Source organism: Enterococcus sp. S183_ASV_20, from assembly GCF_018919685.1.
GTDB lineage: Bacteria > Bacillota > Bacilli > Lactobacillales > Enterococcaceae > Enterococcus > Enterococcus faecalis.
On record NZ_JAHLRI010000025.1, the window covers coordinates 1 to 23,485 of the forward strand.

Here is a 23,485-nt window from a genome sequence, read left to right on the forward strand (position 1 = left end):
AGAAAATACATCAATTTTGATAAGTAGAAATGGTAAAAACATTGTATAGCATTTTACACAGGAGTCTGGACTTGACTCAAAATACGAATATACAATCAATGAATAACAAATAAATAAGTATTCAAAGTATTCTTTAATAGAAACTCTATTTAAATAAGTTATAAATAACTGTTTATACATATTTCTATGAGTAAATATTTTTTTCATCTTGATTTCCGCAGTATTCCGAACGTATTTAAGATTAAAACTTTTGAATTTTTTCCTAGTAAAAATATTAAAATACATAGATACTAACAGTAAAAGTACTAATAAGAGTAAAAGAACTGAAATTGAAAGAGTTTTGCCAAAGAGTAAACCCAGCAACATAATAATAAGACAAATGGAGATTAAAATCTTATACGTACGTTGCACTAATAATTGCATAAAAAAATATATCAATTGTATACAGAATGCTGACAATATGTTAATCATAAAAAATCCGTTCTTTATATTCAATATTATATTAAAAAAATTTATTAAGAAAAACATCGAAAATAAGGGATTATTTTTCTTACTCAAAAAAAGTATGTATGTCATAAATACCTTATTTGAGTAAAAATAGTTATAACTTGTCATTTGATTTAAATCTAACTCCGTTTTTGGCAAATTATAATTTAATAGCAAAAAATTTATTAAGATAATAGGAAGTAACGAATTAGTAAGATTGATTATAAAGAGCAGTAATACACTTATACATATATATATCGTTAGAAAGATTATTTTAAAAATATAGAAATTTTCAACAATTTGTACTTTTCTTTTAAAAATTTTTAAATAAATATTTCCCATTAATTACCCCTCCTATATTATTAACGGACAGCTTTAAAGCTGTCCGTTAATAATATAATTTTTACCATGCAGTAGCGAATGCTTTTCCATATCTTTTCACAAAAGATTTTGCTGTAACTAAAATTGCTGCGCCAATACCTCCACCGCCAACAACAGCTGCAACTATCCCTACTACAGACCAAACAGAACCAGCGGCTGAAATAATATCAATTACTTTTTTAGCTGCATAGGTCGAAATACCTAATGTTGAGGTTAAGTGTGGTTGCGTCAAATTGATTACACAAACTACCATTACAAAAACTACACCCATGTACATTTTTTTACTAAATAACGAACTATCCAATTTCATTTTTTCACCCCCTTTCTTTCATGCTGTGTTTATGAAATTAGAAGCTTCTACCACCTCCACCAAAAATACTACCTAAATATTCATGAACAGTAGAAAACATATATAATCACCTCCACCTTTTATTAATAGTCCTGTACAATACATTTAATATCCAATTACCATACGCATTTTAGGACTTTGGATAAATCCTTTGTTACTCCAATTTATAGAAACGATCTATTCCAAAATGATAAAATTATAAGGAACTAATTCGTAACTACCGTTGATAAATTTTTGAAAATACAACTATTTTTACTTCATGACTTATTACTCATTTTTTACAATTGGTGTTTCTTAAAAATTTATTACTACATACGGGTAATATTTTTATATTATATACTATCTATTCTTATTGTTTTATAAACAACCTTTAATTATGTACTTAGCCAAAGTATTCCCGTGAATACTTAGCTTCCAGTCTTATAAAATCATGTTCTTTCTGTTTATTAACATTACTAATCTACAAAATTTTATGGTAAATATATTTCAATCATAACTTTAATTAAATTCTAATCAAAAGCAAATCAAATGTCAACCTTTTTTTAACAAAGAGTTATATTTTTTTTATAACCATAATGTTTTTATAATTTTGAAATGTAAGTTATATTCTTTTATTAATAATTTGTGATAAATAAAAAAGTTAGACCAAAGTCTAACTTTTTTATTTATATTAGAGTTAAATTTCAGTCATTGCTTCTTCCACAAGCGAAACACTTTGATGTCTTCCTTTCGTAATCAACAAGGAAAGTTGCACAAAAGCAAAGAGTACACTGGTCCGCTTAGGATAAGCAAAATAACGTGGTTGCCAACTAGTGACATATTGTTCTTTGCGCTTGCGTGTATCTTGAAACGCATAAATTTGATAACTATACTTGTAAAAAATATTAACAAAGCGTTCTTTTAAGAAAGAGTACTTGCTCTCCCCTACGTTAGCCAACGGCGCCATCCCAATATCAATTAATTGATAGCCCTGCTGTTGATAGGTTTCAATAAAATGAGTGAACAAATATTCTCTAGTAAAAGCAGGTGCTTCTGAACGAATACGTAACAAATCATACGAAATACTTTTGCCTTTTTCCATTTCTTTTCCCGTAATGAAACCGATGACCGTTTGTTTCTGTCTCACCAAGCCCACACTACTGCATTTCAAGTACTTGGGATCCAACCGTCCACCAATAAAGTAGCGCTCTTTTTGATTCCGTGACCAGTCCGCAGAAACTCGTTCTAACTCTTGATATAAGGCATCACTAATCGTTTCGGGATAAAATTCAAACTGAAAATCCGCTGCTTCCGCTGCTATTTTTTCAGTCACTGTTTCCGTCCAGGCTATTTGATTCACTGTTGACGGCTCATCAAATTGAATCAAGCCTTCTTCCCCAACTTTCATAAATTCAAAGCCGCAATCGTGAAGATTCATAACATATTCTTCCGAGATACGATAAAAAACTAATTGATAGCCTAACAAATCAGCTTGATCCATAAACGCCAGTGTCGCCGCTGTCCATTTCTCTCGTTGCCCAATTGGATCCGCCAAGACAAAGCATTTATTAAACTTCATTTGAAACCCAAAAAGTACTTGATCTTCGCCTTCTTCTTGGTAATAAAAATGACCATAATCCTTTAAATATAAAAATTGACTGCCTTCGTTGCCACCAAATTTTTCCAAAAAGCGTGTCAACCGCGCTTCCTCAAATCCCTCACCTAAAGTAACAGTTGTTTCGGCTAAATATTGATACAAAAAGAATAAACCAATCAAGGAAATACTTAATCCAATCAATCCGTTAAACCAAACATCATCTGACGGAAACAACAAAAAGTGATTGATAACTTGATTGCCACCAGCTGGTCGTGCGGCGTAATAGCCAGCAACCGCATAACCGATAAACAAGCAGCCAAACAAAATACTATCTACCGTTAAAGCGCCCCATGAATAAACAAACTTTTCACGATAAAATTCTTTACGAGCCAAAATAACCGCCAATAAAATAACAGCATAAACAGCAATTAACTGCCACGAAGTCGTTCGTGCCACCGTATTTACAATACAAAATCCTAGTAAAATAATTGTAGGCCAATAAGCTTTTTTCACTTTCATAGAAATGCCTCGAGCTAAACCTAATAACAAGAATCCTACAAATAAATTCAATGTTTGATCTAAAAAATTAAAAGAAAAGGGAAGTAACACTTGGAATAAACGACTGACATTCGACAAATTCGTCACAGTCGACAATAGAACCATCATAATCCCTGCAAAATATAACGCCGCCACCAAAATAAAATGCGCCACTTTTTGTGAAAATAACCGAGGTAAATTATCAAAAAATTGATTGACTTTCATGCCTGCTTGTTGCAAGAACAAAATAACTCCTGTCATAAAAGGCGTCACATAATAAAACAAACGATAATACAACAACCAGACGACCGCTTGTGATCGATCAATCCCTAATTGTGATAAGCCCAAAATCATTAAGACATCAAACGTTCCCATACCACCAGGAACCATAGTTAACATCCCAATCAACGTAGCGATAACAAACATTGGGTAAACAGAAACCATCGAAACTGGCACCTGCATCAAGCGACCTATCATCAAGAAAGCAAACATCCCACCTAGCCATTGACCTAATGAAGCGCCGAATAATAGGAGCACTGCTTTTGGAAAAAATGTTTTAAACAATGTTCGCCGTTTTAAATACGTGAAAAACCAGAGCGCTGGCGCAATCAGGCTGCCCAATAATAACCAAACCCAATATTCACGAAAAACATTTTGGGTTCGAATAAAAAATAAATCAACAAACGCCACAAAAGATAAAATAGATAACCCTGAAATCAAGAACAGAGCAACTTTTGAGACCGTTGCTACAACCTTGCCCCGCGGTACATCTTTTCCGTAAAAATTAATCCGTAGCGTTGCCCCAACCACGCCGCCAAAACCCGCTAAGTTATTAATGGTATTGGTGACCCAAGCCGAAGTTAACCAATCCATTCGTTTCATTGGTGGCTTACCTTCTTTTTCCAATAATTTAACGACTACATAGTCATAAAGGAGCATCGGAATAACCCCTAATAGTCCTGCCAAGACCATACCAATTAAACGCCCCGTACTTTGTTGTTCCATCGTGGAAAAAATATCCGCCCAGGTCATGCCTTGAGCGATATGTGTCACTTGGTTAGCCACGAAAACTAATACAGAACCAAGAAAAATTAGTTTCAATAATAAACTGTGTTCTTTCAACCACTGCGTTAGTTGGCTAATATTTTTTTTCATCTTATAGCCTCTTTCATATCTCTTTTCTATTCATTTAACTTTCGTTTTATCGATTTTCTTCCATGGTAGCCTATTTGCTGAAAATTTTCCAGCACGGCTAGACATTTTGGCTGAATCGTATTGTTTTATTGAAAAAAAGAGTGAGAAAAAAATCTAAGACGATTTTTTCTCACTCTTTTAACTGTATTTTTTACGCCACTACTTCTGCGATAATCTCAATCTCCACCAACACATCCATCGGTAATTTAGAGATTTCAATCGTTGTGCGTGCAGGATATTCCGCACTAAAATACTCAGCATAGACTTCATTGAATGCCGTGAAATCCGCCATATTTTGTAAATAGCATGTCGTTTTGACTACATGAGCAAAATCACTACCAGCTTCTGTTAAAATCCCTTGAATATTTTTCAGTACTTGATTGGTTTGTTCTTTAATCGTTGTCCCAACCACCTTGCCTGTTTCAGGATCCAGTGGAATCTGACCAGAAGTAATCAATAAACCATTCACAATTTTTGCTTGTGAATATGGCCCAATTGCTTGTGGTGCTTGCTTTGTTTTAATTGTTTTCATTTCTTTTCCCCCAGTAAATGACAAGTTGTTACTTTTTGTTATTTTATTTGTTTCTATTTTTCCATTGTACTGCAACCATTTTCGGAATGCTATCTTTTCTCAATTATTCCCAAGCGCTGATGCTGTGCCATCCTTTTGTAAAACAGCTTCAAAACCTTGGCGCATCCTTTCAAGTCCTTCGTGTAGTTTTGCTTGCGAACAGCCAATATTTAACCGTAAGAATCGTTGCCCATTACCACCATATATCGAGCCGTCCATAATAGCGACTTTCCCCACAGAAACTAAAGCCTCTTGTAAGCGGGCCACATCTGGAACTGCCGCTGATACATCCAACCACATTAAGTAAGTTGCCTCCAGCTCCGTCACTTTAATTTTTGGCAAATATGTCTGTAAAAAATCTTTCACGTAACGTTGGTTCTCCGCTAAATAATCATTCAACTCGTCAACCCAAGTACCACATTTTTGATAGGCCGTCATGGTTGCTAGCATTCCCAAAATACTTGTTGATGATAGACCATCGGCGTTTTTTAATTTGAGCTGAAAAGCGTCACGCAATTCGTTATCTGGAATTAGGGCGTAAGCAAAAATCAGCCCTGGAAAATTAAAGGTTTTCGTGCCACTGGTAATAATGGCAGATTTTTTATAATCAAATTGCGTAATTGGTCGATGAACTTGGCCTTTATTAACGATATCCATATGAATTTCATCAGAAAGTAAAAACACATCATACTGTTGGCACAATGAAACTATTCGCTTTAATTCCCATTGCTCCCAAACACGTCCTGTTGGATTATGCGGGGAACATAAAAGCAAACAGCGATTTTCTGGTTGCGCTAGTTTTTTTTCTAAATCAATAAAATCAATGCTGTAGCGCTTCTCTTGATAAAGCAGTTCATTCGCCACTACTTGCCGCTTATTTTCCTGAATAACTTTAAAAAATGCATCATAGGCAGGTGTTTGTAAAATAATGCCCTCCCCTTCGTTAGTCAATAATTGAATCAAAGCAGAAATACCATAGATAACGGTCGGGGTATACATAATCCAGTGTTCTTCAATCTTCGTCTGGAATCTTGTCTGGTACCACGTTTGAATTGCTTCTTTTAATTGCGGATGGTTCCACCTCGTATAGCCAAATACTGGATGGTTCAAACGCTCCTGTAATGTTGCCAGAACTGCCTCTGGCACAGCAAAATCCGTATCGGAAATAGTGAAGGGAAGCAAGTCCGCTTCCCCAAATCGGTCTTCTACAAAATCCCACTGTGTACAATACGTTCCTCGTCGATCAATTGCTTTATCAAACGACACACTCTTCACCTTCTGTCTTTTTTCTAACCTAAAATCATCTCTAATTGATTACGGACCGTTGTCACTTTGGTTCCGATAATCACTTGTACATTCTGCGCATCTAAATGTACAACGCCTAAAGCCCCTAATTGCTTTAATTTGTCATCATCTACTTTATTAGCATCTGCTAACACTAAACGTAAACGCGTAATGCAATTATCAATAGCTTGAATATTCTCTTGCCCACCCAAAGCCGCTAAAATCCCAGGCGCATCATAGCCACCCGTTTTCTTATATTGAACTTCTTGATCGGTATATTCAGTCTCATCTAAGACCTTGTCTCGTCCAGGTGTTTTTAAATCAAAGGTTACAATGACTGTTTTAAAGACGAAATAATAAACAACAAACCAGATAGCGCCGACAATGAGAACCCACCACCATTTTGTATAAGTTCCTTGTAACAAGCCAAAAATAACAAAGTCCAGTAGCCCGCCATCAGTGTTCCCAATCACAACACCTAATAAAGCCATTACCATGAAACCTAGACCAGTCATAATGACATGAAACAGCCATAATAATGGACTAATAAATAAGAATAAAAATTCAATTGGTTCTGTAATGCCAGTGATAGCCGTAGCAATTACACCCGAAAGGAGTAAGCCTTTAATCTTATGTCGATTCGTCGGAGCTGCAGTATGATACATCGCAAGCGCCGCCGCTGGTAAGCCAAAAATAAAGGTCGGCATTTTCCCTTGTGACAAGAAAGCTGTTGCGCTTGGTGAAATCGGTAAATTATTTTGCAATTCTGCATAGAAAATATTTAACGCGCCAAACACTTCTTTGCCAGCCACCACCGCTGAACCCCCTGCTTCAGTAAAACGAATCATGGAAACCAAAATATGATGCAACCCAAACGGTAACAGGAGACGTTCCCCTGAACCAAACAGAAAAGGCCCAAAAATACCAGAACGTTGGATAAGTTGGCCAATCGCCATAATCATTAGCGCGAAAAGTGGCCAAACTAACGGAATTACTAAGCCCACGAATGCCATCACTAATGAAGTAATAATTGGTACAAACCGTGCGCCAGAAAAGAAGGCAAAACTATCTGGTAGTTGCACCGTATAAAATCGATTATGCAACTTATAGACAATAAGCCCAGCGATAATTCCACCAAGAACGCCCATTTCAATCGTTTGAATCCCAAAAACCATTCCTTGGCCGGCTTCCCGCAACTGCTCAGGATCCACGAGGCGATTCGTCTGCACTAAATAGAAATTAATCGCTAAATTCATCACCGTATAGCCTACGAAACCTGAAAACGCAGCAATTCCTTTTTCTTTCCGAACTAACCCCAACGGAATGGCCATTGCAAACATGACAGGTAAATAGGCAAACGCAAAACCACCAATTGTCGACATAAATTGGAAAATAATTTTTACTGCGGGCTTTCCTAAAAACGGGATTGTTTCAATCATAGATTCACTGGAAAAAGAACTTCCTAATCCCAACAAAATCCCCATAAAAGCTAATAAAGCCACTGGCAACATAAACGTTTTGCCTAATCCTTGGAAAAACTCCCAGAAAGTCGCTTTCTTTTTCTTTACTGCCATTTCTTAACTCCTCCATTCATTCTTTACAAAACTAAAAATGATTGCGTTTACATTCATTGCCCTCATTATAACTAGCCCAAAACAAAGAAAAAAGAGGCTACACTTTTTCTGTATCCCCTTACATCATTTAGTATGGTGTTGCATAAAATTACCGCGGCTGCTTTGCCTCTGCGTACATTAATAAAACCGTATCGAACAAACAAATGACAGCAATTCTTGAACTTAAATCCACGCGCTGATGATAACGTGTCGTCCCTTTGGCAAATAACGTCGTCGTCGACAATTTTTCCAAGGTGCTTCCTTTAGTCGAAATCAAACTAATCATCGGCACTTGCTGTTCCTGCGCTACACGTGCATACGCTAAAATCCCCTTAGTTTCTCCTGTATAACTGACAAAAATGGCTAAATCCTGTCCATCCAGATTCTTAACTGCTGCCGCTTGTTCATCCCAATCAGATCGTGCATAGGCTTTTTTTCCTAAAAATGTTAGCTTTCGTGCAAAATCAGTACAAATAGGAAAACTGCCACCAACACCGAACACTTCAATCGTATTCGCACGCTCAATCATTTTAAGCATTTCCGCGACTTTGGCTTCATCCATTTGTTGAAAACTGTCTTGCACATTGGCGATCAACTGTTGCGTAATAGCTTGAAAACTACGACTATCGCTTTCTGTGCTCTCGCTCTGCACCGATTGGACGATTGCGTATTTTAATTCTTGGAAGCCTCGATAACCTAAGTGTTTTGCCGTTCGAGAAATAGTGGCTGTTGAGACAAACAACGCCTGCGCCACCTCATAAATGGTTTGTGAACTAATTTCCGTCATATGCGTCAAAATATAATCCAGTACTTGATTTTCAATTTTACTTAAATCATTTCGTTTCTTTTCTAACAAAGCGATTAATCCCTCAGTCGTCATCCAATCCCTCACTTTAAATCCTTTTTTATAATTATACACCAGAATATTCTGATTATTTCAATAAGAAAGTCCAAAATAACCAACAGCGGCTCCATCATTCGCCAGAGAAAAAAATCAGCCTTCCGATGGAGGTGTTTGTTGCGCTTTCTTGCTATACTCTGTATATAGAAAACAGGAAAAATTTGGAGGTAGTACGTATGAATAATCAACGACCAATGTTTATAAATATTCTTTTAGTGGTCCTTTTATTTTTAGTTGTCGGTTCACTCTTTAGTGCCGTTGTCGGTATCGTGGGAAGCTTATTGTGGCTAGCAGTAAAAATTTTAGTTCCCGTAGCGATTATCGTGTGGCTTGTTCGAACAATTTCGGGAAATAATGGCAACTGCCACCGTCGTTATTAAAAAAAAACAGGTTTTCCTTTTCGGAAAACCTGTTTTTTTACTTCTTTTATCTAAAAGCATATACAATATTGCTAATACCAAACATCATAAAGTAGAAACCAACTAAGAAGCTTAGAGTTAATGCTGAAGACAATGGATTAAATAATAACATTACACCTAAGATAATCCCTAAAACATCAACAATTAATGTGAACCAGAAGTAACCTGTGCTTACTCGTTTAGCAAAATCTAAAGTAAATAAGCCGAAAATTGAGTCGAATAAAAACCAAATTGCAAAAACAAATGGTAACACAGCGACACCAATATTTAAGTTAAACAATAAGTAAACACCAATTAGGATATCAATAATCCCTAAGATGATTGGTGCATAAGCTTTGTAGCCTAGCAATTCTTTCATACGATTACGTACAAAAATTTCGAAAATCCCTTTAATAATAGCAAAAATCGCAAAAACCATCACAATGGCAATTAAATTACCGGCAGGATTTTGGAAAGAAATTAATGCAGTCAGAACAAATAGAATTCCTAATACTAATGAACCCCAGTCCATTCCATGATGTTGTCGTTGTTCCATGACACTCACTCCTCTATAAAATAATTTATTACACTTATTATGTTACTACTATTTTACAAGGTGTCAAATATTTTCATCGTGCTTTCTGAAAACCATTTCAATGATAACTCCATTAAAAACAACGTATCACTTGATTGTCTCTTTTTTGGTGCAAAATTGTGCCTTTTTTGTATAAATAAGTCCCTCGTTTTCCCACAAAAAAACCGCTACTTTTTCATCTAGTTTATAAAAAAGTAACAGTTATAAATTATTTTTTCTTTTTCCCAATCGAGAGAATCCCTCTTTTTATGACATCAAAGAAACTCAAAGATTGGACCATATGATCTGGGTCAACATATTCACGAATAGCTCGTAACACTCGCTTCGGCTCTTTTGAAGCAAACGTATACGTCCCATTTTTCTTGGTTTGAATCGCATAACGAGGAATCCATTTTCCTTTGAACATTACTGAAGCCAACACGTAATCGACTTCTTCCCACGGAATTTGGATAAACTTACGTGGATCTTTGGCATGGTAAAATTCAAACCCGCGGTCACCTATCATAATTTGTCCATAATCTGTTAATCCTGTAAATGCCGTCGCATCTATAACTAAATCAACTTTTGTGTTTAATGATTGTACCATGTTATCTGCTCCATTTCATTCGACTAATTCCTCTTTATTATACGTTTCTTTCCTGATCGAAACAAACAAAATTACATCTTTGTTTAAAAAAGCGGAAGAAAAGTTTCTCGACTTCTCTTCCGCTTTTTTTGATTAGAAGTAATAAACTTACCTCGTCATTCTTATAATAAGCCGATTAAGTGGCCGACTACGCCGACTACGAATAAACCAAGAATGATAACGATTGGGCTAACTTTTTTCTTCAATAACCACATACATAAGAATGTAAGTAGTAATGGTGCTAGACCTGGAATCAATTGATCTAAGTTATCTTGTAAAGTAGTAACTTTCGTTGGTGAAAGCGCCAAGCCTTGGTTCACTTGTTCAAAGGCTTTATGCATTCCTTCACCGCCAGCAGGAAGTTTATCCCACTCGATATAAGCACCTTTGTCTAACTTAACTTGTGAGACAATTGGTAAGAACTTAATCGATACCCAACGTTGAACTAATGCGGCCAGTACGAACATCCCTAAAATAGAAGCACCTTTTGTAATATCTTGTAGTAAACCACCTGAAAGGTCATCAGTAATTTTAGAACCTGCTTTGTAACCAAACTCTTGTGTATACCACATGAATGACCAACGAATTAAGTTCCAAGCAACGAAGAATAAGATTGGGCCTAAGATGTTACCACCCATTGCTAAGGAAGCACCTAAAGCGCCTAACATTGGACGAACAGTAAACCAGAAAACTGGGTCACCGACACCGGCTAAAGGACCCATCATCCCAACTTTAACCCCTTGAATCGCTACGTCATCAACTGGTGCGCCATTGGCACGTTCTTCTTCCAAAGCTAATGTTACACCAAGGATTGGTGAGGCAATGTATGGGTGTGTATTAAAGAACTCTAAGTGACGTTTTAACGCCGCTGAACGTTCTTCTTTCGTTTTATATAATTTTTTGATTGCTGGAATCATTGAGAATGCCCAGCCGCCGTTTTGCATACGTTCATAGTTCCAAGAACCTTGGATAAATGTTGAACGCCAAGCTACAGCTAAACGATCTTTTTTAGTTAATTGAATTTTTTCTGCCATTTTCTTTGCTCCTCCTTCAGAATTAGTAGTCGTTTAAAATATCGCCTAATGGGTCGCCAGAGTTGCCTCCGCCATTTGAGTTAGAAGAACCGCCCATTTTAGATAAGTTCAAGTAAATAAGAGCTAAAGCGACACCTAAAGCACCTAATGCGATTAATGTTAATTGAGAAATCGCTGCGACTACGAAACCGATAATGAAGAATGGCCATACTTCTTTTGTTGCCATCATGTTGATTACTAATGCATAACCTACGGCAACGACCATACCACCACCGATAGCCATACCATCAGTTAACCAAGCTGGCATTGATTCTAAGAAATTACGAACAGTGTCAGCAGGAATGAATAGTAACGCACCTGCTGGAATCGCAATACGAATACCTTGTAAACATACAGCGAAAATGTGTAACATTTCAACTTGTTTAATGTTGCCTTTTTCAGCAGCCGCATCCATCATGTGAACGATTGGAACCGCAACTGTCCGAACGATCATTGTTAAGAACAAACCTGCAACCGCTAAAGGAACTGCGATGGCAATCGCTGAAGGAACACCTTTAACACCTTGGCCACCTAAAACTAAAATAATTGCTGAGGCAACAGATGCTAAAGCGGCATCCGGTGCAACGGCAGCCCCGATGTTCGCCCAACCTAACGCGATCATTTGTAAAGTACCACCTAAAACAATTCCGGCTTCTAAATTACCAGTAACTAATCCGATTAATGTACATGCTACTAACGGTTGGTGGAATTGGAACTCATCCAAAATCCCTTCCATACCAGCTAGAAAGGCAACGAGTAAAACTAAAATAATTGATATAACAGACATGATAAGCCTCCTATTTTGATTTGTATTTGGCGAGTTACGCGTTTGCTAACTCATTTTTTGCTTTTTTCAAAATTTCGTCCATATTCGCTTTTGAATCATTTGGCACTTTACGCACATCAAATTTGATGCCTTTGGCTTTTAATTCATCAAACGTATCAACGTCTTCTTGACCCATTGATAATACTTTGCTTACAACGACTTTTCCAACAGAGTGAGCCATTGAACCAACGTTTACTTCTGGGATTTCTACGCCGCCTTCAACCACTTTTAAGACGTCTTCAGGATTTTCAAATAATAATAATGCTTTTGTATTGCCAAAACGTGGATCTTTCGCTACTTCAATCATTTTACTGATTGGAATAACATTGGCTTTTACTCCTGGAGGAGCTGCTTGTTCGATTAATTTCTTACGTAAGTCATCTTTTGCAACGGCATCAGAAACAACAATAATTCTGTTTGGTTGTGTTGCTTTTGTCCAAGCTGTTGCTACTTGACCATGTAATAAACGTGAATCAATACGTGCTAGCACAAATTTAATTTTGCCATCGCCAACAACTGTACCTGGTGGTAACGAACCCTTTGGCTGTGCATCTTCTGTCGCAGCAGCTTTTGGTGCTTCTGCTGGTTGTAACTCTTCTGGTTTAACTTTGACACCATCTTTTGCTGTTTCAAGAATGTGTGTCGCAATTTCTTGTGCTGATTCCATAGAGAAACGAGAAGCATATGCTTCAATAACCATTGGTAAGTTCATACCTGCAACGATTGCCCATTTGTCTTTATGATCTTCTAACAATGAGTTCGCTTGGTTAAATGGTGTTCCCCCCCATAGGTCAACTAAAAATAGTACTTCGTCTTGATTGTCAAACGATGCAATGGCTTCTTGCATTTTTGCTTTTACATCATCGGGACCTTCGCTAGGCATTAACGTAACTGCTTTTACATTTTCTTGTTCGCCAAAGATCATTGCACCAGATTGCAAGATCCCTTCAGCAAATTCACCGTGACTTGCTAGGATAATTCCTACCATTTTTATACCTCCTGTATAATTGATGTTTTTTTTCATGGTTGTACTGCTAAACGCTTTCACTTTTTGAAAAAAATCAGATAAATCAGATTCTGACAAAAATAAATGAAAAAATTTCAATAGTTCTTGATTTTTTTCAACATCAGCACTTGCCTTTATCAATACAGTTCATGAAGCAATGATGTTGGTCCTAGGCCACCACATCCTTTCAATGTCTTTCGTCTGTAAAAATGAACGTCAGCTGGCGTTATTTTCTTTGCTACGCTCTTTTTTCAGTAAATCCATCAAATTCACTTGGCTGTCTGCTGCGACTTTTCGAATTTCCAATTCAATACCTTGTTCATTTAAAAACAGAAATGCTTTTAAATCGTTGGCATCCACTGCGACTGCATTCGTAATCATTCGCTTTCCTGTGCTGAAACTCATTCCGCCAATATTCACAGAAGTTAGTTGTACACCGCCTTCGACCACTCGTTTCACGTCCAAAGGATTAGTGAATAACAACATGGCTCGAAACGAATCAAAACGAGGATCAGGGTAAACATCAATCATTTTTTGAACAGTGATGACATTTACTTTGACACCAGGTGGAGCAGCTTGAACCAACAAGGCTTTTCTCAAATTGTCATGAGCAACGGAATCACTAACCACTAAAATGCGATTAATGTTCGTCAATTTTGCCCAAACAGTTGCTACTTGGCCATGAATTAATCGATCATCAATTCGAGCTAAACGAATATCCATTACCATCGGGAATGCTCCTTTAAATTCATTTTTAAAGGTTAGGACCTTTGTCTTTTTACTTAAAAATTTAGGTAAAAAGGGACACCTTATTATAAGCAAGTTTCGTGCCAACTTTAGTGTATCGGTTCGAAACCTAGAAAATTATAGGTTTTTTTAAGAAAATCAAAAAATCGATACACTAATAAATAGTGTATCGATTTTTCTGTATTAATCTAGTGTATCAATTTCGGTGATTTTATCTTCGATACACTGGGCATTTTTGACTAACTGTGCGATAAAATAAACTTCTTCTGCTGGAACATCCATATTAAGAGCTTCTTCCATAGTCTCAATTGAGGCCACAATCACTGGATAAATTGGTTCTTGAACCAATCGACCAAGTTCCTTTTCTGAAACCGTCAGTGTATCATTCCGTAAAATACGCTCCAACATGCCCGATGTGTGCATAATCAAATTGATGTAAAATGTGTACTCTTCTGGCATCGCTAATTGGGTTTGGATATTTTTAGCGAATGACCACAACAGATCAATGATTTTTTTTCCATTAATGAAAGTGAAACTTTGCTCCATATATTTTAGACAAATTTCTTTTGCTGCCGCTTCGTCCAACGGCTTATTCATTACTTCTTCTTTCCGCTCTGCTAGTAATTGCTGAATAATTTTTTCTGCTTCACCGGAAAAGAAATTTTCCATGGAAATATAAGGAACTCCAATTTTGGGATTGGTAATCCCAGTTGTCGCAATAATTTCATAGTCTTCTTGAATTTTAGGCAAAACTTCTTTCATATTTACAATGGACAAAGGAATCACTTCTAAATGCCAGTCTATTTGTGGCAAGACAGCTTCCTCAATAAGCTCTTTCATTCGGCGCGCAGTTCCTTCTCCAGAAGCGCAGATAGCAATAATTGCTCTTGTTTTCCAATTTTCAATGATTTGTTTCGTTTCACTTTGGCGAATATCGGCATAGCCATGAAAGTTTTTTAAAGACTCGTGAAGTGTTTCCAATTGTGTATCAATTAATGCGGTTTTGCGGGCCGCTTCAAGCACAATTGGCGTGGTCACCATGTCTACTGTCCGCACATCAATGCCTGTCTGGCGTACAATTTCTTCTGAAAACGTACTTAATGAACCCATGTCCACTAATAATAGTACGCCATTTTCTTCATTCACTTCACCAACTGCTTCAACGATTTTACGCAAAGCTTCTTTCGGTGGCATATCTAAAGGCATATCCACAGCCTTCAAATTATCAACATTTAACAATTGAGAAACCACTTGTACCATACTGCTAGCGGTACTATTTCCGTGCGCAGCCACGACAATGCCAATCCGGCCAGCCTCAGGATTTTCTCTTAAAGAAATGAGCAAAACAGCTAAATAGTAACTTTCAGATTCAGGAATCTCCATCTGATAACTACTTTCAATAATATTTTTAATTTCTTTCGCTGTTTCAAACTCTGTTGGATAATCTAAAACCATATTTCGAATACTTTCATTTAAAGGATGCTTAGGATCTTTACCTAATTGGATGCGTTTCAAGAAAGAACTAATGTGTAAACTCATTGCATAAATAAAATTGGGTTGAAACGAATACGATAACCGCTTCGCTGCAAAATTATAAATTTTCTTAGTGACATCAATAATTCGTTGGTCAACAATTTCAGCCAATTTATTTTCTGTATCAAAGGTGAATCCATAATCTTTGTAGAAAGATTTTAAATGAACATTGATATCCGTTGTAATAAAATTATTAATTAGTTCTTGGTCCAAGCCGTCTGCTTTTAAGAGAGCCGCTTTATCTCCAATAATCTCATATAGATTGTAAGGCAATTCATAGGCATCTGACTGAATAGCTACTAAAGATTCATTTGGTGATACCACTAATTGCGGTTCCAGATATTTCGATAACTCCGACAATACTTCTCGATTACTGGCAAGTTGCATAATGCCTTCTTTAATATTGTCCGTTAATTCGTCCATCGTAATCATTAATTCCTCTTGTTCCATCTGATTAAGGAACCCTCGTGCAGTCACAAGTTGCACATTCGATTTTAGCTGACCGACATTTCCATAAGAAACACTTCCAATTAACGCTTTGACCACATCTTCTGACAAAGAGATTCGCCGTTGAATCCGCGCTGCTTCCATTGAAACCATCACTTTTAGGAGGTCAATTTTTTCTTTCGCAGGACGGTCACTAAAGTTCGGTAATTGAATGATAATCGGAATGCGTCGCACAAAAGTATTCAATAAAGAAGAAGTAGGATTCTCCGTCGTAGCACAAATAATCCGAACATCCGCATGATGTGATTTCACTGTTTCACCTAAACGCGCGTACACACCGTGATCCATAAAATAAAAAATCATTTCTTGTCCTTCGGGTGGTAACCGATGTACTTCATCTAAAAACAGAATGCTGCCATCTGCTTCATCAATAATCCCTTCTTTCGCTTTCGTAGCGCCTGTGAAGGCCCCTTCTACATACCCAAATAAATGCGACATCAAAAGTTCTGGATTATGCGCATAGTCTGCACAGTTAAACACCACAAACTCTTTTTCTTTGGCCACAATTTGGTTCAGCTTCGCAAATTGAAACATGGCATGAGCAAAATAAGTTTTCCCAGAACCTGTTGGTCCAGTAATTAAACAATTCAAGCCTTTTGGCGGATATAAAATCGCTGCTTTGGCTTGTTCAACCGGCGTTTTCATGCTTCCAGCTGAACCGATAATTTTTTTGAAAATATCTTCAACTTCTGGGGTTTTACTTGTCGTGACTACTGGTTCAACCAATGGTTCGATAAAAGTTTTTGTGGAATGATCCATTGATTTTTCCCGATAACTTTTAACTGGCTTGGTTAATGGTCGATGCTGAAACGCCACCTGCGCGACATATTTTACTGGTCGACCAGATAATTTTTTCAAGCGCCCTTCACGAACCAGTTGATTCAAATCTTTACTAGCATTGGTCCGCTGAATGTTTAAACGTTCTGAAATTTCTTGTGTCGTGACTCCCGCATCACTTGTTAAGGTCATTGGCGTTAAATTCTTCGTTTGCTCTTTAACATATTGATAGATTTTTTCAATCCGCTTCATTTTTGATGGCTCCTTTAATCGATACACTAATTAATTTACATGATACAGTGTATCATTAAAAAAATACACTAAAAACCCTTTCATGAAAAAAATTTCTGTTTCACATGAAACATTTTAAAAAAGCGCCTTTTTTCTATAAAAAACCCACCTTTTTATTCGTTTCTGTAAAAAGATTGAAACTCCTTGAAAAAAGGTTCTGTAGCCGATATAATGCAGAGAGGTTCAAGAATATATTAAAAGCGAGGAAAACAATTGATTACTGTTAATGATGTAAGTTTACAATTTCCAGATCGTAAACTTTTTGAAGAAGTGAATATTAAATTTACTCCTGGCAACTGTTACGGCTTAATCGGCGCAAACGGTGCAGGAAAATCAACGTTTCTTAAAATTTTATCAGGTGAGATTCAACCGACAACTGGCGTGGTTTCAATGGGTCCTAATGAGCGACTAGCAACGCTGAAACAAAATCACTTTGACTACGAAGACTACACTGTTTTAGAAACTGTAATTATGGGACATAAACGTCTTTACGAAGTAATGAAAGAAAAAGATGCTATCTATATGAAAGAAGATTTTTCAGATGAAGATGGAATTCGTGCCGCAGAACTAGAAGGCGAATTTGCTGAACTTGACGGTTGGGAAGCAGAACCTGAGGCAGCTGTTTTACTCCAAGGGCTAAACCTTCCAGAAGAATTACATGATCAAAAAATGAGCGAATTAACAGCTGGTCAAAAAGTCAAAGTATTATTAGCTCAATCTCTTTTTGGTAAACCAGATGTCTTACTATTAGACGAGCCGACAAATGGTTTAGACACCCGCTCAATCAATTGGTTAGAAGAATTTTTAATCAACTTTGAAAATACCGTTATCGTGGTTTCCCATGACCGTCATTTCCTAAACAAAGTCTGCACTCACATGGCAGATTTAGACTTTAGTAAAATCAAACTTTACGTTGGTAACTATGATTTCTGGTTGGAATCAAGCCAACTAGCGACAAAATTGCAAGCACAATCTAATGCCAAAAAAGAAGAACAAATCAAAGAATTACAAGACTTTATCGCTCGTTTTAGCGCCAATGCCTCAAAATCAAAACAAGCAACGTCTCGTAAAAAAATGTTAGATAAAATTACCTTAGATGACATTCAACCTTCCTCTCGTCGTTATCCATTCGTTGGTTTTACACCAGAACGTGAAATCGGCAATGACTTATTACAAGTTGAAAATGTCTCTGTAACGATTGATGGCAAAAAAATCTTAGATAATATCTCGTTCAACTTAACAAAAGATGATAAAGTGGCATTCATCGCTGACTCAGATATTACAACGACTACGTTATTCAAAGTGATTATGGGAGAAATTACTCCCGATACAGGTTCTGTTCGTTGGGGCGTTACAACTAGCCAAGCTTATTTACCAAAAGACAACAGCAAAGACTTTGAAGAGCCATTAACCATTTTAGATTGGTTACGTCAATTTGCTGGTAAAGAAGAAGATGACAATACGTTCTTACGTAGTTTCTTAGGTCGGATGTTATTCTCTGGTGAAGAGGTACTAAAACCAGTCAATGTTCTTTCCGGAGGCGAAAAAGTGCGTGTCATGCTTTCAAAATTAATGCTTTCCAAAGCCAATGTCTTAGTTTTAGATGATCCAACGAATCACTTAGACTTAGAATCAATCACTGCATTAAATGATGGGTTGATGGCTTTCACTGGTTCAATTCTTTTTGCTTCACATGACCACCAATTTATCCAAACATTAGCGAACCGAATTATTGCTGTTTCTGATAAAGGTGTCATTGATCGAGCAGAAACAACCTATGATGAATTCTTGGAAAACCCAGAAATTCAAAAACAAATGGACGTTTTATTCAGTTCAGATTATTAAAAAATGAGGTCGGGACAGAAGCGTTTAACTCCGAGAAATAAGAAGGAATTTCCGAAAATTGTTCTATAATTTTTGGAGACCAAGTAGGTATTGTTCATCATCGAATCACTACGTTCTTCGTGATTCTCAACAATTTCGGCTTATTTCCGAAGGACCTTCAACTCTTAGAGCTTTAGCTCTTAGAAGTTGTTGAGATCGGAGCAACGCGTAGTGTTGCTTCTGTTCCCGCCGTTTATCAATTTTTAAGCCTGGGACAAAAATCCAAAGTGATTTTTGTCCCAGGCTCATTTTTTATTTTCTTTTTTCACCAAAAGAAAACACAGCAATACAACCTATTCCAGTATGACTAGTAATGGTGGGGCCTAGAGGATAAATCAGTATCTCATTAACCTCTATTTCTTTTTCAATTAATTCTTTGACTTTTTCCGCGTCATCTTTCGTTCCCGCATATGCAATCAACAGTGTTTGTTTCATTGGCTCTACAATGCCTTGAATCGTTTCTTGCGCAATCTTTTGCAAGGACTTGTTTCGTCCACGAGTTTTACCAACGGATGCTAGTTTGCCCGCCGCATCCACGCGAATAATTGGTTTAATGTTCATTAAGCCACCAAGTGCAGCCGCTGTTTTAGAAATCCGTCCGCCACGTTCTAAATGTTTTAAATCATCTACCGTTACCCACGAGTGAAGTTTCATTTTTTGCTCTTCAAGATAGGCAACAACTTCTCCTAATGAATGACCATCTGTTTGTAATCGAATGGCTTCTCGGACTAACATCCCTTGACCTAAGCTAGCTGCTTTTGTATCAATAATATGAATTTCTACATTATCGTACTCTTCTTTTAACATCTCTACTGATTGCAACGCACTTTGATAAGAGCCACTTAACCCAGATGAAAAAGCTAAATAAATCACCGGTAACCCTTGCTCCACAAAAGGACGGAAAAATTCATTGTAGCGTCCCACATTAACTTGAGAGGTAGTGGGCATACTTCCATTTTTAATGGCCGTTAAGAAGTTCTGATAATCAAACGTTTCACCTAAATCATCGCGATATTCTTTCCCGTCAATTTGAATATTCATGCTAATAAAAGGTACTTGGTTTTCTTTTAAGTATGTATACGGCAAGTCACAACAAGAATCTGTCACTAATTGATAATTCACGGACAATTGCCCCCTTCATGTTTTCTTTTATTTTACCATAGTTTTTCATTTTTATATAAAATTAAAAAAGAACGTAAAGGCTGAACTGGCATAAGCCATCCTTTACGTTCCCTTAAAAATCTGCTTAAATTTGTGCCCAAACGCTTTCTAAAACGTTCGTTTGGTTACGGTCTGGACCTACAGAGAATGTTGAAATGCGCACACCAACTAATTCTGAAATCCGATGCACATAGTTACGAGCATTAGCTGGTAAATCGGCTAAAGTTTTGCAACCAGTGATATCTTCAGACCAACCTGGTAATTCTTCATAAACTGGTTTACAGCGGCTTAATTCTTTCAAGCTTGCTGGATAATGATAAATTAATTCACCATCAAGTTCATAAGCTGTACAAATTTTCACCGTTTCTAAACCACTTAACACGTCAATCGAGTTTAATGACAAGTTCGTAATCCCTGATACACGTTTTGAATGACGCATGACTACTGAATCAAACCAACCAACACGACGCGGACGTCCTGTTGTTGTTCCGTATTCTTTACCGACACGACGAATGGTTTCTCCTGTTTCATCAAATAATTCTGTTGGGAATGGGCCGTCACCGACACGTGAAGTGTACGCTTTGCAGACACCAACCACTTTATTAATTTTTGATGGACCAACGCCACTACCGATAGTTACGCCACCAGCTACTGGATTAGAGGAAGTAACAAATGGATAGGTTCCTTGATCGATATCCAACATGACACCTTGTGCCCCTTCAAATAAAACCCGTTTTCCAGCATCTAATGCATCGTTTAAAATAACCGAAGTATCTGTAACATATTGTTTAATTTGTTGTCCGTATTCATAGTATTCTTCAAAAATATCATCAAATTCAATGGCTTCGCTATCAAACATTTTAACGAATTGACGATTTTTTTCTTCTAAGTTAATTTGCAAACGTTCCGCAAAAATTTCTTTATCCAATAAATCAGCGATACGGATTCCCACCCGTGCTGCTTTATCCATGTAGGCTGGGCCAATTCCTTTAATCGTTGTCCCAATCTTGTTTTCACCTTTCGCATCTTCTTGCAATTGATCCAATTTAATATGATACGGCAAGATGACATGGGCACGATCTGAAATACGTAAATTATCAGTGGCAACATTATTTTCTTTTAAATAAGCTAATTCTTTTACTAAAGATTTTGGATTCACAACTACGCCGTTACCAATTACACTAATTTTTTCTTTATAGAAAATCCCTGAAGGAATTAAATGTAATTTATACGTTACGCCGTCGAATTTAATGGTATGTCCGGCGTTATCTCCGCCTTGGTAACGAGCGATCACTTCTGCGTTTTCACTTAGAAAGTCTGTAATTTTTCCTTTACCTTCGTCGCCCCATTGCGTTCCAACAACTACTACTGATGACATTCGAACACCTCGTTCATAATTTTTTTGTCCTGAATCATTGTACCAGTAAAACCAGTCCCTTTCAAGGGTAAAAATCGAATATTCTTTCACAATCAAAAGCGTTTATGTCAAAAATACGAACATTTTTAGTTATGTTTTTGTAAAATAATAAAATATACGAATATTGTTCGTGTTTTACTCTCTGATTTTAATCCCTTAATAAGCAAAAAAACGAACTCAAAAAATGAGTTCGTTTTTTAAAATTCTGTCCTCGGCGAAAGCGAAGAAAATTTATTATATTCTTTAATGAAAAGTAATTCGACCGTTCCACGCGCACCACTACGGTTTTTCTCAATGATGACTTCTACAACATTGTCAACTTCTGGTGGCTCATGATCGCCGTCTTCTCCTTCACCACGATCGTAGTAATCATCACGATAAAGAAAGGCAACGATATCGGCATCTTGTTCAATGGAACCTGATTCACGAATATCACTTAACACAGGACGTTTATCTTGACGTTGTTCCACGCCACGAGAAAGCTGTGACAAAGCGATAACCGGGACTTTTAATTCTTTTGCTAATTTTTTTAATTGACGTGAAATATCAGAAACCTCCTGTTGGCGGTTCTCTTTTCCAGTTCCTTCAATCAATTGTAGGTAGTCGATCAAAATTAGACCTAAGTTGCCTTTTTCTTGTGCTAATTTACGACATTTCGCACGAATTTCGGTAATTTTAATCCCTGGTGTGTCATCAATATAGATATTCGCACGGGACAAACTACCCATCGCAATAATTAAGTTTTGCCATTCTTCTTCAGATAATTGCCCTGTTCTTAAATGGCTGGCCTCAATGGATCCTTCTGCACAAAGCATCCGGTTCACTAATGATTCTGCCCCCATTTCTAAACTAAAAATAGCGACAGCTTTATCTGTTTTGGTGCCGACATTTTGGGCAATATTTAATGCAAAAGCGGTTTTCCCTACCGCTGGACGGGCCGCTAAAATAATTAGCTCTTCCGCTTGCAAGCCGGCAGTCATTTTATCCAATGCTTGATAGCCTGTAGGTAAACCAGTAATCTCTTCATCATTTTGGTATAATTGGTCAATATTCGCAATAGTTGTATTTAGAACATCTGAAATTGATAAAAAGCCACTGCGATTCCGCTTTTCGGAGACTTCTAAAATGCTTCGTTCTGCATCATCCAAAATAGATTCAACATCTTCACCTTGCTCAAAGCCTTTAGTTACAATCTCTGTAGCGGTTTGGATTAAGTTGCGCAGCAACGATTTTTGTTCAACAATTTTTGCATAATAAATGACATTGGCAGCTGTCGGCACAGCTAAAGCTAAATCTGACAGATAACTTAGTCCACCAACATCTTCTAACAAATTCTCTTGTTCTAGGCGATCTTTGATTGTTACCACATCAATCGCTTCATTTCGGTCGCTTAAGGTCATCATCGTTTGGAAAATCAACTGATGACTACGACGATAGAAATCTTTAGGTTCCACATATTCCATCGCTTCTATTAGCACATCTGCATCTAAGAAAATAGAACCTAAAACGGCTTGTTCCGCTTCAATATTTTGTGGCGGTACCCTATCTTGCAATAATTCATTCATTTTGTTCTCTCCCACGATGTCTTACTTTCTGGTTCATTTAGTCTATCCATTTTAACACAATTTCATTAAAAAAAGTACATTTTTTCTCTGCTGATTTCTCTATTTTTAGTTCACTTTCCAATTTTTAAAAATATACAATTAATAAAAATATAATATTTTTATTAATTTAAAATGTTGTACATTTGATT

Annotated in this window: 18 protein-coding genes; 2 read left to right on the forward strand and 16 right to left on the reverse strand. The window is 36.9% G+C overall.

The window, feature by feature from the left end:
* Positions 1–889: 889 nt before the first annotated feature.
* From KQI94_RS09815 to KQI94_RS09840, 6 genes are all read right to left on the reverse strand, one after another.
* Entirely contained in the window at positions 890–1,177 is a 288-nt protein-coding gene (locus KQI94_RS09815; protein WP_002368637.1) for an uberolysin/carnocyclin family circular bacteriocin, read from the reverse strand.
* 715 nt (positions 1,178–1,892) lie between these two features.
* Entirely contained in the window at positions 1,893–4,484 is a 2,592-nt protein-coding gene (mprF, locus tag KQI94_RS09820; protein WP_002368638.1) for a bifunctional lysylphosphatidylglycerol flippase/synthetase MprF, read from the reverse strand.
* A gap of 190 nt (positions 4,485–4,674) precedes the next feature.
* Complete coding sequence (locus KQI94_RS09825; protein WP_002356039.1) at positions 4,675–5,055, reverse strand: RidA family protein; 381 nt, start codon at positions 5,053–5,055, stop codon at positions 4,675–4,677.
* Positions 5,056–5,154: 99 nt separating this feature from the next.
* A complete protein-coding gene (locus KQI94_RS09830) occupies positions 5,155–6,369 on the reverse strand; it encodes a MalY/PatB family protein (protein WP_002389847.1) in 1,215 nt (404 codons plus the stop codon).
* A gap of 14 nt (positions 6,370–6,383) precedes the next feature.
* Entirely contained in the window at positions 6,384–7,952 is a 1,569-nt protein-coding gene (malX, locus tag KQI94_RS09835) for a maltose/glucose-specific PTS transporter subunit IIBC (protein WP_002368640.1), read from the reverse strand.
* A 148-nt stretch (positions 7,953–8,100) separates the two neighbouring features.
* Positions 8,101–8,871, reverse strand: coding sequence for a MurR/RpiR family transcriptional regulator (locus tag KQI94_RS09840; protein WP_010711865.1), 771 nt, complete (start codon positions 8,869–8,871; stop codon positions 8,101–8,103).
* A 197-nt stretch (positions 8,872–9,068) separates the two neighbouring features.
* Between KQI94_RS09840 and KQI94_RS09845 the strand changes: the two genes are divergently transcribed.
* Complete coding sequence (locus KQI94_RS09845; RefSeq protein ID WP_002383512.1) at positions 9,069–9,272, forward strand: hypothetical protein; 204 nt, start codon at positions 9,069–9,071, stop codon at positions 9,270–9,272.
* A 46-nt stretch (positions 9,273–9,318) separates the two neighbouring features.
* On the opposite strand, the gene KQI94_RS09850 is transcribed toward KQI94_RS09845, so the two are convergent.
* From KQI94_RS09850 to KQI94_RS09880, 7 genes are all read right to left on the reverse strand, one after another.
* The gene (locus tag KQI94_RS09850; RefSeq protein ID WP_002356034.1) at positions 9,319–9,846 is read right to left on the reverse strand and encodes a DUF308 domain-containing protein; all 528 of its coding nucleotides are present in this window, start codon (positions 9,844–9,846) and stop codon (positions 9,319–9,321) included.
* A 247-nt stretch (positions 9,847–10,093) separates the two neighbouring features.
* Positions 10,094–10,471: a DUF956 family protein gene (locus KQI94_RS09855; RefSeq protein WP_002356033.1), complete on the reverse strand. Its 378-nt coding sequence runs from the start codon at positions 10,469–10,471 to the stop codon at positions 10,094–10,096.
* Positions 10,472–10,632: 161 nt separating this feature from the next.
* Positions 10,633–11,544 carry a PTS system mannose/fructose/sorbose family transporter subunit IID gene (locus KQI94_RS09860; protein ID WP_002356032.1) on the reverse strand — a complete coding sequence of 304 codons (912 nt, stop codon included), beginning with the start codon at positions 11,542–11,544 and terminating at the stop codon, positions 10,633–10,635.
* Between the two features lie 22 nt (positions 11,545–11,566).
* Positions 11,567–12,370, reverse strand: a complete 804-nt coding sequence (locus KQI94_RS09865) for a PTS mannose/fructose/sorbose transporter subunit IIC (protein ID WP_002356031.1) — start codon at positions 12,368–12,370, stop codon at positions 11,567–11,569.
* Between the two features lie 34 nt (positions 12,371–12,404).
* Entirely contained in the window at positions 12,405–13,397 is a 993-nt protein-coding gene (locus KQI94_RS09870; protein WP_002356030.1) for a mannose/fructose/sorbose PTS transporter subunit IIA, read from the reverse strand.
* A 234-nt stretch (positions 13,398–13,631) separates the two neighbouring features.
* Positions 13,632–14,144: a mannose/fructose/sorbose PTS transporter subunit IIB gene (locus KQI94_RS09875; RefSeq protein WP_002385473.1), complete on the reverse strand. Its 513-nt coding sequence runs from the start codon at positions 14,142–14,144 to the stop codon at positions 13,632–13,634.
* A 201-nt stretch (positions 14,145–14,345) separates the two neighbouring features.
* Positions 14,346–17,231, reverse strand: coding sequence for a sigma-54-dependent transcriptional regulator (locus KQI94_RS09880; RefSeq protein ID WP_002356028.1), 2,886 nt, complete (start codon positions 17,229–17,231; stop codon positions 14,346–14,348).
* A gap of 252 nt (positions 17,232–17,483) precedes the next feature.
* On the opposite strand from KQI94_RS09880, the gene KQI94_RS09885 reads away from it, so the two are divergent.
* Positions 17,484–19,115: an ATP-binding cassette domain-containing protein gene (locus tag KQI94_RS09885; protein WP_002368646.1), complete on the forward strand. Its 1,632-nt coding sequence runs from the start codon at positions 17,484–17,486 to the stop codon at positions 19,113–19,115.
* A gap of 291 nt (positions 19,116–19,406) precedes the next feature.
* On the opposite strand, the gene KQI94_RS09890 is transcribed toward KQI94_RS09885, so the two are convergent.
* The 3 genes from KQI94_RS09890 to dnaB all read right to left on the reverse strand — a co-directional run bounded on the left by KQI94_RS09890 (position 19,407) and on the right by dnaB (position 23,297).
* A complete protein-coding gene (locus KQI94_RS09890; RefSeq protein ID WP_002359214.1) occupies positions 19,407–20,276 on the reverse strand; it encodes a DegV family protein in 870 nt (289 codons plus the stop codon).
* Positions 20,277–20,400: 124 nt separating this feature from the next.
* Positions 20,401–21,693, reverse strand: coding sequence for an adenylosuccinate synthase (locus KQI94_RS09895; RefSeq protein WP_002359213.1), 1,293 nt, complete (start codon positions 21,691–21,693; stop codon positions 20,401–20,403).
* Between the two features lie 236 nt (positions 21,694–21,929).
* Positions 21,930–23,297 carry a replicative DNA helicase gene (gene dnaB / locus KQI94_RS09900; RefSeq protein WP_002381331.1) on the reverse strand — a complete coding sequence of 456 codons (1,368 nt, stop codon included), beginning with the start codon at positions 23,295–23,297 and terminating at the stop codon, positions 21,930–21,932.
* Positions 23,298–23,485 lie beyond the last annotated feature (188 nt).

What these genes read in the sequence shown, in the direction of transcription:
- dnaB (WP_002381331.1), bottom strand. Translation starts at nt 23,297, where the DNA reads ATGAATGAATTATTGCAAGATAGGGTACCGCCACAAAATATTGAAGCG.
- KQI94_RS09840 (WP_010711865.1), bottom strand. Translation starts at nt 8,871, where the DNA reads ATGACGACTGAGGGATTAATCGCTTTGTTAGAAAAGAAACGAAATGAT.
- KQI94_RS09875 (WP_002385473.1), bottom strand. Translation starts at nt 14,144, where the DNA reads ATGGTAATGGATATTCGTTTAGCTCGAATTGATGATCGATTAATTCAT.
- KQI94_RS09815 (WP_002368637.1), bottom strand. Translation starts at nt 1,177, where the DNA reads ATGAAATTGGATAGTTCGTTATTTAGTAAAAAAATGTACATGGGTGTA.
- malX (WP_002368640.1), bottom strand. Translation starts at nt 7,952, where the DNA reads ATGGCAGTAAAGAAAAAGAAAGCGACTTTCTGGGAGTTTTTCCAAGGA.
- KQI94_RS09845 (WP_002383512.1), top strand. Translation starts at nt 9,069, where the DNA reads ATGAATAATCAACGACCAATGTTTATAAATATTCTTTTAGTGGTCCTT.
- KQI94_RS09870 (WP_002356030.1), bottom strand. Translation starts at nt 13,397, where the DNA reads ATGGTAGGAATTATCCTAGCAAGTCACGGTGAATTTGCTGAAGGGATC.
- mprF (WP_002368638.1), bottom strand. Translation starts at nt 4,484, where the DNA reads ATGAAAAAAAATATTAGCCAACTAACGCAGTGGTTGAAAGAACACAGT.
- KQI94_RS09865 (WP_002356031.1), bottom strand. Translation starts at nt 12,370, where the DNA reads ATGTCTGTTATATCAATTATTTTAGTTTTACTCGTTGCCTTTCTAGCT.
- KQI94_RS09825 (WP_002356039.1), bottom strand. Translation starts at nt 5,055, where the DNA reads ATGAAAACAATTAAAACAAAGCAAGCACCACAAGCAATTGGGCCATAT.
- KQI94_RS09860 (WP_002356032.1), bottom strand. Translation starts at nt 11,544, where the DNA reads ATGGCAGAAAAAATTCAATTAACTAAAAAAGATCGTTTAGCTGTAGCT.
- KQI94_RS09880 (WP_002356028.1), bottom strand. Translation starts at nt 17,231, where the DNA reads ATGAAGCGGATTGAAAAAATCTATCAATATGTTAAAGAGCAAACGAAG.
- KQI94_RS09850 (WP_002356034.1), bottom strand. Translation starts at nt 9,846, where the DNA reads ATGGAACAACGACAACATCATGGAATGGACTGGGGTTCATTAGTATTA.
- KQI94_RS09895 (WP_002359213.1), bottom strand. Translation starts at nt 21,693, where the DNA reads ATGTCATCAGTAGTAGTTGTTGGAACGCAATGGGGCGACGAAGGTAAA.
- KQI94_RS09855 (WP_002356033.1), bottom strand. Translation starts at nt 10,471, where the DNA reads ATGGTACAATCATTAAACACAAAAGTTGATTTAGTTATAGATGCGACG.